Annotated in this window: 13 protein-coding genes and 4 pseudogenes; 16 read left to right on the top strand and 1 reads right to left on the bottom strand. The window is 39.2% G+C overall.

From position 1 onward, the window contains the following. Window positions 1-298: 298 nt before the first annotated feature. The 13 genes and pseudogenes from pxpB (at window position 299) to RCG23_RS00710 (ending at window position 11,757) form a co-directional block, all read left to right on the top strand. Window positions 299-975, top strand: a pseudogene (pxpB, locus tag RCG23_RS00775) (5-oxoprolinase subunit PxpB). Then, window positions 975-1,975: pseudogene (locus RCG23_RS00765) on the top strand (biotin-dependent carboxyltransferase family protein). The pseudogenes pxpB and RCG23_RS00765 overlap by 1 nt, the downstream one beginning before the upstream one ends. A gap of 21 nt (window positions 1,976-1,996) precedes the next feature. After that, on the top strand, window positions 1,997-2,758 hold the full coding sequence (gene pxpA / locus RCG23_RS00760; RefSeq protein WP_308178159.1) for a 5-oxoprolinase subunit PxpA: 762 nt from the start codon (window positions 1,997-1,999) through the stop codon (window positions 2,756-2,758). A gap of 59 nt (window positions 2,759-2,817) precedes the next feature. Next, window positions 2,818-3,507, top strand: a complete 690-nt coding sequence (locus tag RCG23_RS00755; protein ID WP_308178158.1) for a DUF969 domain-containing protein — start codon at window positions 2,818-2,820, stop codon at window positions 3,505-3,507. Window positions 3,508-3,521: 14 nt separating this feature from the next. Next, window positions 3,522-4,484 (top strand): DUF979 domain-containing protein, encoded by a 963-nt coding sequence (locus RCG23_RS00750; protein ID WP_308178157.1) that lies wholly within the window; start codon window positions 3,522-3,524, stop codon window positions 4,482-4,484. Between the two features lie 24 nt (window positions 4,485-4,508). Beyond that, entirely contained in the window at window positions 4,509-5,156 is a 648-nt protein-coding gene (pcp, locus tag RCG23_RS00745) for a pyroglutamyl-peptidase I (RefSeq protein WP_308178156.1), read from the top strand. Window positions 5,157-5,425: 269 nt separating this feature from the next. Further along, window positions 5,426-5,893 carry a GNAT family N-acetyltransferase gene (locus RCG23_RS00740; protein WP_308178155.1) on the top strand — a complete coding sequence of 156 codons (468 nt, stop codon included), beginning with the start codon at window positions 5,426-5,428 and terminating at the stop codon, window positions 5,891-5,893. A 171-nt stretch (window positions 5,894-6,064) separates the two neighbouring features. After that, window positions 6,065-6,298 (top strand): hypothetical protein, encoded by a 234-nt coding sequence (locus tag RCG23_RS00735; protein ID WP_308178154.1) that lies wholly within the window; start codon window positions 6,065-6,067, stop codon window positions 6,296-6,298. 261 nt (window positions 6,299-6,559) lie between these two features. Next, a pseudogene (locus tag RCG23_RS00730) lies at window positions 6,560-8,036 on the top strand (amidase family protein). 165 nt (window positions 8,037-8,201) lie between these two features. Then, window positions 8,202-9,368 (top strand): NAD(P)/FAD-dependent oxidoreductase, encoded by a 1,167-nt coding sequence (locus RCG23_RS00725; protein WP_308178153.1) that lies wholly within the window; start codon window positions 8,202-8,204, stop codon window positions 9,366-9,368. A gap of 17 nt (window positions 9,369-9,385) precedes the next feature. Beyond that, a complete protein-coding gene (locus RCG23_RS00720) occupies window positions 9,386-10,267 on the top strand; it encodes an RNA polymerase sigma-70 factor (RefSeq protein ID WP_308178152.1) in 882 nt (293 codons plus the stop codon). A gap of 110 nt (window positions 10,268-10,377) precedes the next feature. After that, window positions 10,378-11,109 (top strand): class I SAM-dependent DNA methyltransferase, encoded by a 732-nt coding sequence (locus RCG23_RS00715; protein WP_308179936.1) that lies wholly within the window; start codon window positions 10,378-10,380, stop codon window positions 11,107-11,109. A 30-nt stretch (window positions 11,110-11,139) separates the two neighbouring features. Continuing rightward, entirely contained in the window at window positions 11,140-11,757 is a 618-nt protein-coding gene (locus RCG23_RS00710; protein WP_308178151.1) for an FMN-binding negative transcriptional regulator, read from the top strand. 163 nt (window positions 11,758-11,920) lie between these two features. On the opposite strand, the gene RCG23_RS00705 is transcribed toward RCG23_RS00710, so the two are convergent. Beyond that, a complete protein-coding gene (locus tag RCG23_RS00705) occupies window positions 11,921-12,646 on the bottom strand; it encodes a MurR/RpiR family transcriptional regulator (RefSeq protein WP_308178150.1) in 726 nt (241 codons plus the stop codon). A gap of 216 nt (window positions 12,647-12,862) precedes the next feature. Between RCG23_RS00705 and RCG23_RS00700 the strand changes: the two are divergent. From RCG23_RS00700 to RCG23_RS00690, 3 genes and pseudogenes are all read left to right on the top strand, one after another. Then, window positions 12,863-14,300, top strand: a pseudogene (locus RCG23_RS00700) (glycoside hydrolase family 1 protein). A gap of 85 nt (window positions 14,301-14,385) precedes the next feature. Next, entirely contained in the window at window positions 14,386-14,541 is a 156-nt protein-coding gene (locus tag RCG23_RS00695) for a hypothetical protein (protein ID WP_308178149.1), read from the top strand. A 40-nt stretch (window positions 14,542-14,581) separates the two neighbouring features. Further along, complete coding sequence (locus RCG23_RS00690) at window positions 14,582-14,944, top strand: VOC family protein (RefSeq protein ID WP_308178148.1); 363 nt, start codon at window positions 14,582-14,584, stop codon at window positions 14,942-14,944. Window positions 14,945-15,395: the final 451 nt, after the last annotated feature.

The following is a 15,395-nucleotide window of genomic DNA, read 5'->3' as shown; positions in this document are numbered from 1 at the left end:
ATGTTCGATTTCTGCAGGGTTATGAAAACGGAACTAATCGCATTTTTGATTAATAAAGTTAGAAATTGTCAGCAAGTTAGCAGGGCATTTCCATTGCATTAAAAGTTATTGCCATATACAATTATTTAAAGTGTAAATTTTCGAAATATAATGTTTAATTAGGAGAGCTGGTTGTGAATGGGAGGACCTTTAATTTCTAATGGGATTTTATTTCTGTCTTTACTTAGGAATCTCAAGGTTTTAAGCCTCATTAAATAATTAGAAAAAGCACATAAGAGATAGGAGGCTTCCACTACATATGCAAATGATTCCGTTAGGAGACTCCGGCATTATTATTCAATTCGGCAACAACATAACGTTAGAAAGCAATCGGAAGGTGAGTGCATTGGCGGCCTGTTTACAGGAAAATCCTCTCCATGGAATGGTTGAATTTGTCCCCGCTTTTACGACCGTGACCGTGTATTACAATCCATTGCAGCTAACCTACAAGGAAGCTTGTGAAGCTTTAGAAAAAATTAGTTCCAAGGTTGTTGATTCTCAAAAAGGCGAACAAAGAACGGTTGAAATTCCTGTTTGCTATGGTGGAGAATTTGGCCTGACCTCGAGTTTGTGGCGAAACATAACTGCCTCACCCCGGATGAGGTGATTGAGATTCATTCTGGCAGTGAGTATCTTGTCTATATGATCGGCTTTGCACCTGGATTTCCTTATCTTGGCGGCATGTCAGAAAGAATCGGAGCGCCGCGCCGCTCGTCACCTCGGTTAACGATTCCGGCCGGGACGGTTGGAATTGCTGGCATGCAAACTGGGGTATATCCGATTGAAACACCAGGGGGCTGGCAATTAATCGGAAGGACTCCCGAGCCTCTTTTTCGCCCAAACGACAGTTCGCCGAGCTTACTTCAAGCAGGGGATATCGTTACCTTCAGGCCAATTTCGCGTGATGAATACGTTCAAAGGAAGGGGGAGGATTGATGAGTATTCACGTAATTCGTCCGGGGCTGCTCACTTCCATTCAAGATCTTGGACGGTATGGGATGCAGAAACATGGCGTGATTGTTAGTGGTGCCATGGATTCCTTTGCACTAAGGGTAGCGAATATCTTGGTTGCCAACGAAGAAGGACAGGGAGCACTTGAAATCACGATGATATGCGCCAGGCTTCGTTTTGAAGAGGATTCATTGGTTGCGATATGCGGTGGCAATTTATCACCAACTATTGACGGAAAAAGCATTCCTGAATGCCTGCCGTTTTTATAAAAAAGGGAAGTATCCTCTCTTTTGGAGCGGTAAAATCAGGCTGCCGTGCTTATCTCGCTGTTGCAGGGGGATTTGATGTTCCAGATATAATGGGCAGCAAAAGTACATATCTTCGCGCCGAAATAGGAGGCTTTCTGGGAAGAGCTCTAAAGGCAGGGGATGTTTTAGAGCTTGGAACTCTTCCAGAAACCTCAGCTCGACGAATAGAGAGGCTAAATATTAAAGCAGGGAATGATCAATTTGCCTTGTGTGAATGGTCGGTAAGCAAGGATATCCTGCCCGCCTATCATGAAAATCCGACACTTCGGGTACTGCGCGGCGGCCAATTCAACTGGTTCAGGACTGAAAGCCAGGAGCACTTTTTCCAGGATGAATTTCTAGTGACACCCCAATCGGATCGAATGGGATACAGGCTGTCAGGGCAGAAGCTTCAATTATCCGAACCGAAGGAGCTGATTTCGGAAGCAGTCACGGCAGGAACCATCCAGGTACCGTCAGAAGGCAATCCCATTGTATTGATGGCAGACCGGCAGACAACAGGAGGATATCCCAAAATTGCTCAGATAACAACCATAGATCTGCCGGTGCTAGCACAGGTAAAGCCAGGCGAGAAGGTACGATTTAAGGAGATTCAATTAGGAGAAGCACAGAAACTCATACTGTTGAGGGAAAAAGAAATTCAGCTATTAAAACAGGCTGTGAATCTTAAAGATTAGACAGATACGGGGGGGATAATATTGTTTCAAGTTGATTTGAATTGTGACATGGGTGAGAGCTTTGGTACATACAAAATGGGAACGGATGAGGAAATACTTGAGTTTATTACATCTGCCAACATTGCCTGCGGTTTCCATGCGGGAGATCCTGCGACAATGCGCCAAACGGTAAAGCTTGCATTGGAAAAGGGAGTTGCGATTGGTGCACATCCCGGCCTGCCAGATTTAACAGGCTTCGGCAGAAGAAATATGGATATCTCATCGCAGGAAGCATACGACATGGTGGTCTATCAAATAGGGGCTCTTGATGGATTTTTGCGAGCAGAAGGCGGTAAGATGCAGCATGTAAAACCGCACGGAGCACTTTATAATATGGCTGCAAAAAGCAAAGAGCTTTCGGAAGCGATCGCAGAGGGAGTTTACAAAATAAACCCAGAACTGATATTATTCGGCCTTTCAGGCAGTGAGCTCGTGAAAGCAGGAGAAAAAGCCGGGCTCCGAACTGCAAGTGAAGTGTTTGCTGATCGAACCTACCAAAAAGACGGTTCGCTTACCCCAAGACGTCAGCAGGATGCGATGATTACTGACGATCAAAAAGCGATCGCCCAGGTAATTCGCATGGTAAAGGAGGGAAAGGTCCTCTCACAACAAGGGGAAGACATTTCTATACAAGCAGATACGGTATGCATTCATGGCGATGGTCTGCATGCATTAAGTTTTGCACGTAGCATTAAAGAACTATTAAACCTTTCAGAGGTTACGGTGAGAGCAGTAGGCAGGTAACTTATTTCGGCATTAATTTTTGTAATATTCACTAATAAAGCATTTAGGGAGATGACAACATGATTAAGCTGATCGGAATTTTAATCGTAGCGGTTGGATTCGGTTTCCGCCTGAACACCCTGCTGGTAGTAATGGCAGCAGGAGTAGTGACCGGGCTGGTTTCCGGTATGTCTTTTAATGAAGTAATGACTCAATTTGGACAGGTTTTTATCGATAATCGTTACATGTCTCTGCCGATTATTTTAAGCCTTCCTGTCATCGGCCTTTTAGAGCGCCACGGCCTTAAGGAAAGGGCAGAAGTGCTGATTAAAAAAGCAAAGGGAGCAACTGCAGGAAAGGTATTAATGTCTTATTTGCTTATCCGCGAATTGAGCGCGTCGCTTGGTCTAAATATCGGCGGACATCCGCAAACGGTCCGTCCACTTGTAGCGCCGATGGCAGAAGGGGCAGCAGCAGCAAAACACGGAGAACTTCCGGAAAAGCTGCAGGATGACATTAAAGCACATGCCGCAGCGTCAGAGAACGTTGGCTGGTTTTTCGGAGAAGATATCTTCATCGCAACAGGAGCTATTTTATTAATGAAAGGTTTCTACGATTCAGTCGGAATGCACGTCAGCGTATGGGATATGGCCCTTTGGGGAATCCCTACCGCCGTATCCGCCTTTTTCCTCTCCTGGTGGCGTTTCCGCATGATGGATAAACGAATTCAAAAGGCCATGGCTAAAAAAGAGATCAGCAAGATTGCATAAGGAGGGGGACCAACATGAATATGATCACGCTTGACTATATTTACTATCTTCTTGAAATTATTACTGCTTTTGTGGCAATCAGGGTGGCGATGGACAAAAACCATCCAAGCAGAATTGGTTCGACCTTGTTCTGGGGAATTTTTGCGTTCACGTTCCTATTCGGCAAGGTGGTTTCTCCTATTGCAATTGGATATCTTGTTTTGGTGATGGTCGTAATTGCTGCAATTGGCAGGGTTAAAAGTGGCAACCAGGACGAGGCGCCAAAGGAGGTAAGGGAAAAACATGCATCAAGGCTTCAAGGAAAGGTTTTCATTCCTGCTCTAGTTATCCCGGTCTTTACGGTAATCGGTTCATTGACTCTTGGTAAAATTCATTTCGGAAAGATTTATCTGGTTGATCCAAAGATGGTAACATTGATCGCACTCGGTTTAAGCACGATTCTCGCTTATATTGTTGCACAGCTCCTTACAAAAGCAAAACCGGCGACAGCGATGCACGAAGGAAGCCGGTTAATGCAGGCCGTTGGCTGGGCAATCATTTTACCGCAAATGCTTGCGGCACTAGGAGCGATTTTTGCCAAATCAGGCGTTGGTGACGTCGTTTCAAGAATGGTAGGAGATGTGCTTCCAACGAATATCCCCTTTGTGGCTGTTGCTGCTTACTGTATCGGTATGGCGTTGTTTACAATTATCATGGGAAATGCATTTGCTGCGTTTGCCGTCATTACAGGTGGAATTGGCTTACCGTTGATTGTCCATATGCATGGAGGGAATCCGGCCATTATGGCAGCAATCGGCATGTTTGCTGGATATTGCGGCACCTTGATGACGCCAATGGCAGCAAATTTCAACATCGTGCCGGCAATGCTATTGGATCTAAAGGATAAAAATGCCGTCATCAAGGCACAGCTTCCTATTGCTATTCCCCTTTTGATTATTAACATTTTTCTGATGTATTTCTTGGTATATAATTTCTAATAACTAGCAGAAAGGGAGATTGCTATGAAAAAGATACTTGTTACAGGCTTCGATCCGTTTGGAGGAGAGCCAGTAAATCCGGCTCTGGAGGCAGTAAAGCGATTAAACGGAAAAGCGATTGAAGGGTACGAAGTGGTTACAAAGGAAATCCCAACTGTTTTTGGCAAAGCGATTTCGAGATTGAAAGAGTCAATAGAGGAAATCAATCCTGACATCGTCATCTGTGTAGGCCAGGCTGGCGGACGTTCCACGATTACACCTGAACGTGTTGCAATCAATGTTGATGATGCCAGAATTACAGATAACGAGAATAATCAGCCGATTGACGCAGAAATCATTCCCGGCGCTCCAGCTGCCTATTTCTCGACACTGCCAGTCAAGGCAATGGTCAAAATTATGAATGACAACGGCATCCCGGCATCCGTTTCGAATACTGCAGGAACGTTTGTCTGCAACCATATTTTTTACGGCCTTATGAATCATCTTGCATCACGAGGGAATGTAATCCGTGGCGGATTTATCCATATTCCTTACCTGCCGGAACAAATTGTCCGCAATCCAGGACATCCAAGTATGAGCCTTGAATTGATCGTAAAAGGACTGGGACTTGCGATTGAAGCAGCAGTAACAAACGAGAAGGATATTGTAGCGGTTGGCGGGGAGATTAGCTAAAAGTGAAGTGACACCAGGCACCATCACATAAAATATCTTGAATAATTGAAACACCGGAATTTCTTCATTTATTGAAAAATTCTGGTGTTTTTTTTTAGGATTTTGTTTAGTAGGAAATTCTATCTCGAAAACGATTCAATTAATTATTTTAGTGGGGAAATCATTCATAATCTTTATCGGGATTTAATTAAATCTAGTCAAAAGAAATAGTTTTTCGGCGGATTTACAAATATGTTAATATATGGATAAGTGTGTGAAGGGGGAAGAACATGTTCAATTTCGAAAAAGTGAATAAGGACAACTTTAATCATGTTGTGGAAATTGTCAATTCCAATGAGGAATATAATCGGTTGGAAAACGGTTCGCCATACCGCACCGAAAAGGAAATAAAGGAAGAGTTTTTGTATGAGGATTCAAATCGGCATACATATTATATTAAGGATGGAACGAATTTTATTGGGTTAATTGATTATATTGATAAAAACCCGAATGATGGACATACTTGGCTAGGCTTGCTGATGACCCATGGAAGCTATCATAAACAAGGTTACGGAAAAAGAGCTTATCAGGAGTTTGAGTATTCTATCAAAAATAAGGGATGCAGGAATCTTCGTATAGGGATTATTCCGCAAAACCATAATGCTGAGAAGTTTTGGAAAAGCATCGACTTTAAATTCTATGAACAGAAAAAGTCTACTACAGGACTGGTAGTAAATTGCTATGAAAAACAGTTGTAGCTAAATTTCGATTATTTTATATTGCTTTAGATGGAAACGAAGGTAATGCTGTAAATATTTTTATCTAAATGCAAATTTGCTGATGTTCAATCATTATAATTAAAGAGAGGAATAATACTCAATTATAACAAGTGAAGACCTTTCAAAATGTTCATTAAGGGAGGTAACAATGTGAGCACTGGACTAGTTGCAGTCATTTTGATCTTTTCGCTTCCTATTATTAAAACTGTGACAAACCACTTAGAAAAGCAAAAAGCGATTAAACACCAGCTTATAAAAGACCATTTAGAGTTGGAAAAGCTCAAACACGCCAATTTTCTAATGGAAACAGAAAAAATGAGGCTAGAACTTGAAAAAGAACTGAAACTTGAGGATCCATCGAATAAAATAAACATTAAGATGTAGTTTATGATTTCATTGAACTCGAGAGATTAATAACATTCGGAGTGAAGCGGCTGCTTAAAATTGCGGTGGCTTCTTTTACAAACTTGGGTTTTAGTTTAACAGCCTTACATTAAAAATTGGGTTAATTTTTTTAGGTAAATATCAATATTACCATTTAATAAGTCCCTTTATTAGTAAGGCAGTTTAGTTTACGAGATAGGATTTCCGAGTGTAAACATAGAATGTTAAAAGTATATATTTATAAAGAACAAGGAGAATTTCATGGAACTAAAATTTAAAGATTTTTTTAGAGAAGAATTAACGATTTATGACATACAAGAGGCAATGGAGAATGAGGAAATTACCTCCAAAGAGTTGGTTATGTATTACCTTTATAGAATAGCAAAATATGACCAGGATGGTCCCAAAATAAATTCGATTTTGGAAATAAACCCGGATGCCATTTTTATTGCGGAAGCACTGGATCATGAAAGAAAAGCAAATGGTGTTAGAGGACCCTTACATGGTATTCCTGTTTTACTTAAGGACAATATTGAAACAAATGATTCCATGCATACCAGTGCAGGAACACTTGCGCTAGAAAATCATATTAGCCCCACTGATGCGTTTCTTGTAGAGAACCTTCGTGAGGCAGGTGCCGTTATCTTAGGTAAAACGAACATGACTGAGTTAGCGAATGGAATGTCTCAAAAGATGTGGGCAGGTTACAGTTCAAGAGGCGGACAAGTTTTAAATCCTTATGGTCCCGGAGACTTTTTTATTGGAGGATCAAGTTCAGGATCAGCAGCTTCTGTTGCTGCAAATTTAACAGTAGTGTCTGTTGGAACAGAGACAGATGCCTCCATTCTGAGTCCAGCTATCCAGAACTCAGTGGTAGGAATCAAGCCTACAGTTGGTTTAATTAGCCGCTCTGGTATTATTCCATTTACTTATTCTCAGGATACAGCAGGTCCAATGGCAAGAACAGTTGCTGACGCTGCCATTTTATTGGGAATCATGACGGGATTGGATAAAAAGGATCCTGCTACATATAGGAGTGAAGGAAAATCACTTAATGATTATACTGAGTACTTAGATGCTGATGGATTAAGAGGGAAACGAATTGGAATTTTCAATGCAGCATCGAAAGATTATTACGAATCAGAGGAGTATGATGAAAGTCTTTTTAATGGTGTGATAGACACCCTTTGTAAAAAGGGCCGAAGTGGTTAGTGACATTGAAATCCCTTCGTTTAATAGGGATTGGAGCTGGGGAGTCTCAATTTACGAACTGAAGCATAGCTTTGGCAACTATCTTGCTAAATTACCTGCTCATATGCCCGTCCATTCATTTAAGGAATTAATACAATTTAATAACAATAACCCAGAGAAAACCCTAAAATACGGACAAGATAAGCTCGAATATAGAGAGGGTTTACCTAATACATTAAGAAATCCAGAATATTTAATGGCAAGATTGGAAGATTTGTATTTTTCACAGGAACAGGGTATTGATTTTGCCATAAAAAAATATAGGCTTGATGCTATTCTTTTTCCTTCTTACGTAGGTTCAACCATTAGTGCGAAAGCTGGTTATCCTTCCATCGCGCTACCAGCTGGCTATTTGAAAAACGGAAGGCCGTTTGGAATAACTTTTGCAGGTACTGCTTTTAGTGAAGGAGCTTTAATTAAAGTCGCTTACTCCTTTGAACAAGCCACTAAACATCGCAGAACCCCAAGTATAGAGTTAACCGAATGAAAAAAGGTATTGGTATCATTTTGATCCTAGGAATGTTGTTGGGAGAATAAATCATACGTATCATTATTAAAACAATATTTTTGTTTTAAAGAAAAACAAAAATATGGTCACAAATTGGCTTCTTTAATCGTTATGTGATTAGACGATGAAAAGGAGACGATTACCATGAAAAACGAGAAAACAATAGTGGTCGTAGGTGGCGGGTACGCAGGGATTAACCTTTTAGAAGCACTTAAGAAAGAGTTTCATAAAGAGCTAAAGAGAAACATCAGGATGATCTTGGTGGATAAAAATACTTTCCATTTTAAAAAGGTTAAATTATTTAAAGGGATTGTTAATGAAAATGTGACGGATTTACATGTTCCTCTAAAGCATTATTGCGGCTCAGTTATTGAGTTCATTCAGGGGGAGTTAACAGCAGTTAATCCAAAAGAGCAAACCGTTCACATTACCAGGGAGGATGGAACACTCATTCATCTGGATTTTGACCGGCTTGTTCTGGCAATGGGCAGTGTCCTGCTTGAAGTGGATTCAGAGCGTGGAGGAATATCGCTCAATAGTCTAGAAAGTGCCAAATGGATTCGGCAGCATTTATTGGGGAACATGGATTCACCCAAGAGTGAACTTCGATTGGCAATCGCCGGAGGCGGGATTACTGGTATCGAAACCGCCGCAGAAGTTGGGTCATGGCTGAAAGATAATAAAACAGAAAAATCGGGGAATAAGCTTAAGAACATTGAAATATTCCTAATTAATGATAAACAGAGATTATTAGAGGAAGCTCCAGTAAAAATCAGTGAGCGGCTTGAGAAGAGGCTAATGAGACAAGGGATTCATTTAATACACAATAAAAAGGCAGAAAATTTCATAGATGGTAAAGTCTTTTTCACTGACAAATCCGAACTTGAAGCAGATGTCTGTATATGGACAGTCGGATTAAAACCTCATCCTAGTCTTATCGATTTAGGTCTCTCTCTCACCGAAGAAGGAAAAATAAAAGTGGATTCCTGGTACCGCTTAGTCGATAGTGAGAATATTTATGCCATTGGAGACTGCGTTCATGTGGTTGACCCTAAAAGTGGTACTGCTGCAGCAATGAGCTGTAAAGAAGCAATCTCCCAGGCGCAACGACTTGCTAAAATTATGAAAGCACATATTCAGGGATATCAAGCAAATTCCCATCAAACTTACCCTGATCTTCTTTGTATAGGACTCGGTCCGAATGATGGTTTTGTATGGGCGCAAAAATGGGGAGTTGATTTCGTACTTTCAGGTAAACTTGCAGAAAGATTAAGAGAATATACATGGAACATTGCTAGTTTTGCCCACTGAATGAAGGAGGTAAAGATATGGGGTTGCAGGAACTCTATTCCCAGTTTCACCCACTTCTATTTTCGATAGCTTACCGGATGCTCGGCACTGTTTCTGATGCAGAAGACATTGTTCATGATGTGTATGTGAAGGCAAGTGAAAGAACGATTGATCATGTGGAAAATAAGAAGGCTTACCTTTGTAAAATGGTTACAAACAAATGTATTGATCACTTAACATCGGCTGAGCATAAGCGCGAAGTCTATATTGGTCCCTGGCTGCCGGAACCATTGATTTTAAACGAAAACGATCCTGTTTCTGAAGTGATGAACGAAGAAGCGGTATCATTTGCCATTCTCCTGCTCATGGAAAAATTGAAACCCTTGGAGCGTGCCGTTTTCATCCTAAGAGAAGTGCTAGACTATGATTATGCGACAATTTCGCAAATATTGAATCGGAGCGAATCCACTTGCAGAAAAGTATTTAGTAGGGTAAAGACTAAATTTCCACTGATAGAAGAAGAAGTCGAAGCAGCGCTTGATCCAAAAAGAGATGGAATTATACAGACTTTCGTATTAGCCTTACATCATGGGAACTTTCAAAAGATAGAAGAATTATTGTATAAGGATGTTACGCTGTATTCAGATGGTGGTGGAAAAGTCTATGCTGCCTTAAAGCCAGTATTTTCTAGAGATCTGGTTGTTCGTTTTATCAGAAATTTACTGTCACATAAACATAATGAGGAGAAGCCAGCCGTTGTTAAAGTGGTCAATGTAAATGGTCAGACTGGACTCTTGGTAAGGGGAGAGGACAATATCAAAACGGTTATTTGTTTCCATGTGAAAAACGATCAAATAGCAGATATCTATATTGTAAGGAATCCAGAAAAACTAAAGCACGTATCACTTCAATCTCACTAATATCGAAGCAAGATGAACCTGTGGATAAAGCTGGCAGAGGAAGAAGGAATTTTTTCATCGAGTAAAGAATTAATAGCTACTGTTAAACGTTTTTAGGAGGAATTCCTGTGGTGGAATACAAAGGTTCATCTGTTTATGATAACGATGAATTTTTATCAAATTACTTATCAAGAAGACATCGGGAAGAAAGCCCAAACAATATCATTGAAAAGCCTGTTTTAATGGAGTTAATTGGAGATGTTACCGCGAACCAAATCCTAGATTTAGGCTGTGGAGATGCCACAATTGGTTTCGAGTTAATACAGCAGGGCTGCTGCTTCTATGAAGGTGTGGAAGGTTCTAAAAAAATGGTGGAGCAAGCACTTGAAGTATTAAAAGGAACAAATAGTAAAATGAATCATAGTTCAATGGAAACGTGGAATTTTCCTGAAGAGACCTATGATAAGGTTATTTCTCGGATGGCATTCCACTATATAGAGGATTTAAAACCTATATTTACGAAGGTGTATAAATCGCTTAAGGCAAATGGAAGGTTTATCTTTAGTGTTCAGCATCCCATTTTAACCTCATCCGCAGAGAGTGCTACCAATTCTTCACAGCGAACGAATTGGGTCGTTGACGATTACTTTCATATTGGCAAAAGGGTTGAACCCTGGATTGAAAAAGAAGTCGTTAAATATCATCGAACCGTTCAAGAATATTTTAAACTTATAAAAAACGAAGGGTTTTCCATTGATGAAATAAGTGAATGCAGTCCACGCAAAGAAAACTTTAAAAGTGAAGCAGAGTTTATGAGGCGAATGAGAATCCCACTTATCCTTGTGTTTTCTTGCAGTAAATAAGTTTATGTTTTGTTCTGAAGGGGTGGAAAAGTGTATATTCCTAAGCATTTCAAAATAGAGGATCAAGAGGTTATTTATAAATATATTGAAAAATATAGCTTTGCTACTATGTTTTCACAACATAAAGGAGAACCATATGCCACTCACTTGCCTTTAATTTTAGATAAAGATGAGCGTGTTTTATATGGGCATATTGCTCTTCCAAATGAACAATGGCAGGATATGGAAAACCAAAATATCCTAGTAACGTTCCAGGGACCCCACTGTTATATCTCTCCTTCCTGGTATGAAACCAATAAAGCTGTACCCACATGGAATTATGTAGCTGTCCATGTGTATGGGCAAGTGGAGTTTTTACACAACCAACAAGAACTCCTTCAATCACTGTCTGAAATGGTCAATAAATACGAAAAGGCTAATAGTCCTTATAATTTAAATGAAGTTGACTCAAATTTCTTAGAGGGTTTAAGTAAAGGGATAGTTGGTTTTAAAATCAACATTACCAAGATAGAAGCAAAAGCAAAATTAAGTCAGAATCATTCCATGGAACGGCAGGAAATGGTTATTAAGCAATTGGAACTTTCGCCAGATCAAGATAATAAACAAATAGCAAACCTCATGAAGGAGAATCTTCAAAGGAAGCTTTAATTTTAGGATTCATTTCAATTGTGTTCTTACTTATTGAGTGCAAGAGTTCAGAAACAGAGCTGCCATTATGGTAGCTCTTTCTTTTATAGGAGTAAAAAAGAAGTTGATGAAGTAACTATTATTCCTTTTTAGAAAAAACGTTTATTTCATTCGGAATTTCAGCCTATTGATTAAGTTTATGTATTTCACGAGCCATAGATTCTAGAATATAAACAACAGGTACTTGTGTAGTAATATTAGCTTCTTCAAAAATTTCCTCAGTTACATAATATGGAATGTTTAGATCAGAGATTTTTCCAATGGTTGAGAGTTTATTGTTTGTAATACTAATAATTTTACTTCCTTCTTGTTTAAGTTGGTTAAGATGAGTGACTGTAAAATTATTTTCTCCTGTGACAGATAAAGCAATGGTTACGCTATTAAACATGAGTTTGGTGTGAATCGGAAAGTGAGGGTCTTTAATATACAACGAAAATTTACCTAAGCTTGAGAAATATCTCGCACCATATTCAGCAAGAATACCTGAGCTTCCTATCCCAATAAAAATAACATTTTCTGCTTTGTTAACTAGACTTGCAGCCTGCCTGATTTTATCTTCAATATCACCTTTTAGTGTTCGCTCAAAAAACTCCACTACTGAATGCTGTGAACTTTTTATAAATGTCTTTTTATTCTCTTCTGTAAGCATTTTGAGCTTTACTTTAAATTCAGAAAAACCCTCACAATTAAGTTTTCTGCAAAACCGTAGTATCGTAGCAGTTGATACATGGGTTTCATCTGCCAGTTCCCGAATCCGCATATAGGCAACTTTTTCAATGTTTTTAGAAATATAATTGTATAAAGATGTTTCTAATTCATTGAAAGAAGCAATTATCTCGTTTGAAAACATTTATAGTGGATTCTCCTTTTACAAGTATATTTTACCCCATATTAGCACAACTTCGACTATGAAACATCCTGTTACAATTATGAAACAAAAAACTTTCGTCGTTAGTTAAAACCAAATCCTCTTCTTTTATTTACTGCCTCGTGAAAAGTCGTTAATATTCCTTTTATAAACATACACATACTAATTACTATTGAAAAAAATCGGGAGGTAATAAAATTGAAAAACTACCAGTTCCCTAAAGGTTTTTTATGGGGCGGAGCAACCGCTGCAAATCAAATTGAGGGTGGATTTAATGAAGGGAATAAAGGATTAAATATTGCCGATGTACTTCCAGGCTGGCGAAGAGAGATATAACATATTACTGAGTCCCGGTTTTGATTTTGAAGTCCACCGGGATCAATACAGCTATCCAAACCATGAAGCGATTGACTTTTATCATCGGTATAAAGAAGATATTGCATTGTTTGCTGAGATGGGTTTCAAGGCATTCCGGATGTCAATTGCATGGACACGGATTTTTCCAAACGGTGATGAGTTAGAGGCAAATGAAGAGGGGTTAGCTTTCTATGACCGCGTTTTTGATGAATTGCATAAACATAAGATTGAACCGGTCGTAACCATTTCACACTATGAAATGCCTCTGCATTTGGTAAAAGAATACGGTGGCTGGAGAAGCCGTCAAGTGGTGACATTATTTGAAAGATATGCAAATGCTATTTTCAATCGTTATAAAAATAAAGTAAAGACCTGGATGACGTTTAATGAAATCAATAGCAGTCTGGTGATGCCAATACAAGGTCTTGGTTTTGCCATTCAAAAAGAAGAGGATAAATACCAGCCTACCTTTCAGGCATACCATCATCAATTTGTCGCGAGCGCCATAGCGGTCAAAGCATGCCATAGGATTATACCTGATGCTAACATTGGCTGTATGATTCTGTTTGCACCAGTCTATTCCTTTGATTGCAATCCGCAGAATGTAATGTATTCCCTTCAGGAAGAAAGCCTTTTTAATTACTTTTGTGCTGATGTGCAAGTACGCGGGGAGTATCCAGCTTACATCAATAGATATTTTAAAGAACATAATATCAAATTGGATATTCAAGACGGCGATTTAGAATTGATTAAAGAAGGCACTGTTGATTATATCGGTTTTAGTTATTACATGTCCCGCACCGAGAAGAAAGTGAAGACAGAAGATGAAGCTGCACAAGGGAATATAATTGGCGGCATAAAAAATCCATTCTTAAAAGCAAGTGACTGGGGCTGGGAAATCGATCCACTAGGATTACGTATTAGCCTAAACAAATTGTATGACCGCTACCAGGTACCTCTTTTCGTTGTGGAAAATGGGTTAGGAGCCTATGACAAAGTAGAAGAAGACGGCTCGATCAATGATAACTATCGAATTGATTATCTTCGTGAACACATAAAAGCTATGGGGGAAGCGATAGAAGATGGAGTTGAATTAATGGGATATACAAGCTGGGGCTGCATTGATTGTGTAAGTGCTTCATCAGGGGAGTTCTCAAAGCGCTATGGCTACATTTACGTTGACAAAAATGACGATGGCAGTGGAACATTAGAACGCAAAAGGAAAAAATCCTTCTTCTGGTATAAAGACGTCATTGCAACAAATGGTGAAAAACTATAAAGTCGATGTAATTCTATACTAAATTGCTCCTATCATAATGTGTGCTAATTCAAGCTTTAAATGCTGTTTTCATCAGAGACATCCTATGAATATGGGCATGCGGATGAAAGCAACAGGACAAACGAATACCATTTATGGCCCATCAAAGCTTGATTCCTTGGTGGGTTTTTTATGTAACGGTGCAGGTTGGGAGAGGGAAAACGCTCCTTTAGCAGGTGATTTTGTTTATTTGCGAGAATAGTTAATAGAATAACAAATCGATAATTAAAGGAGCCTAAACTATGAGTCAAGTATGTGTTATTGGAATTTATGTACCTGATATTCAAAAGGCAATTGATTTTTATACTACTGTTTTAGGATTCGAAGTAAATAAACAATATGGACCCAAGATTGTAACACTCGTTCACGGAGATTTGCCAATAGTTTTAGAGGAATCGGAAAAATCTACATACAATGTAAATAGCAATCCTTCAGGAGTGGTTTTGGGTCTTAAAACAGAAGACATTAATTATACAGTTAAAACGTTAAAAGAACATAAAGTTGAATTCATTGTTGATGAGCCAACAAATTGTCCGCCAGGAAAATTCGTTAGTTTTCGAGATCCATTTGGAAATGTCTTAGAGTATCTGCAATTTGAATTATAATTATTTTGTTTTGATGAAAAGCAGTGAAAACAACGGCGACTTGATTTTACAGTAGTGTTTATTGAAGTAGAACCACAAAATAGAAGAACCAAACACAAAAACGACTTGGAAACTATCCATTGTCGTTTTTGTGCTTTTGTAAATAAATCTCATCTTCGTAAAGTTAAGTCTAAATTGTGAAATATGTAGGAAAGTGAATAACGAAGGAAAAGAGCTGTTTGAATGTAAAAACTTCACACTCAAACAGCTCTTAATCTTTAATAATAATAAGGGAATGAAGTTCCTGGGGCCTGCCCGTAAGGAATCCCAAAATGATCATGAACTGAAATTGGCTGCTGATTATATGGCATTATATGGTTGTTGAGGCTGGAGTGATGATGGGTAGGGTGTTGAGGAGTAGGGTTGTAAGGGGTAGAGTTTTGATAATAATGCGCTACACAAGCTCCAGGAT

Origin of the sequence: Neobacillus sp. PS3-34 (genome assembly GCF_030915465.1) — a bacterium.
In the GTDB taxonomy this organism is placed as follows: domain Bacteria; phylum Bacillota; class Bacilli; order Bacillales; family Cytobacillaceae; genus Neobacillus_A.
The sequence above is the reverse complement of the archived record's forward strand: the minus strand, read 5'-3'. Positions and strand labels throughout refer to the sequence as shown.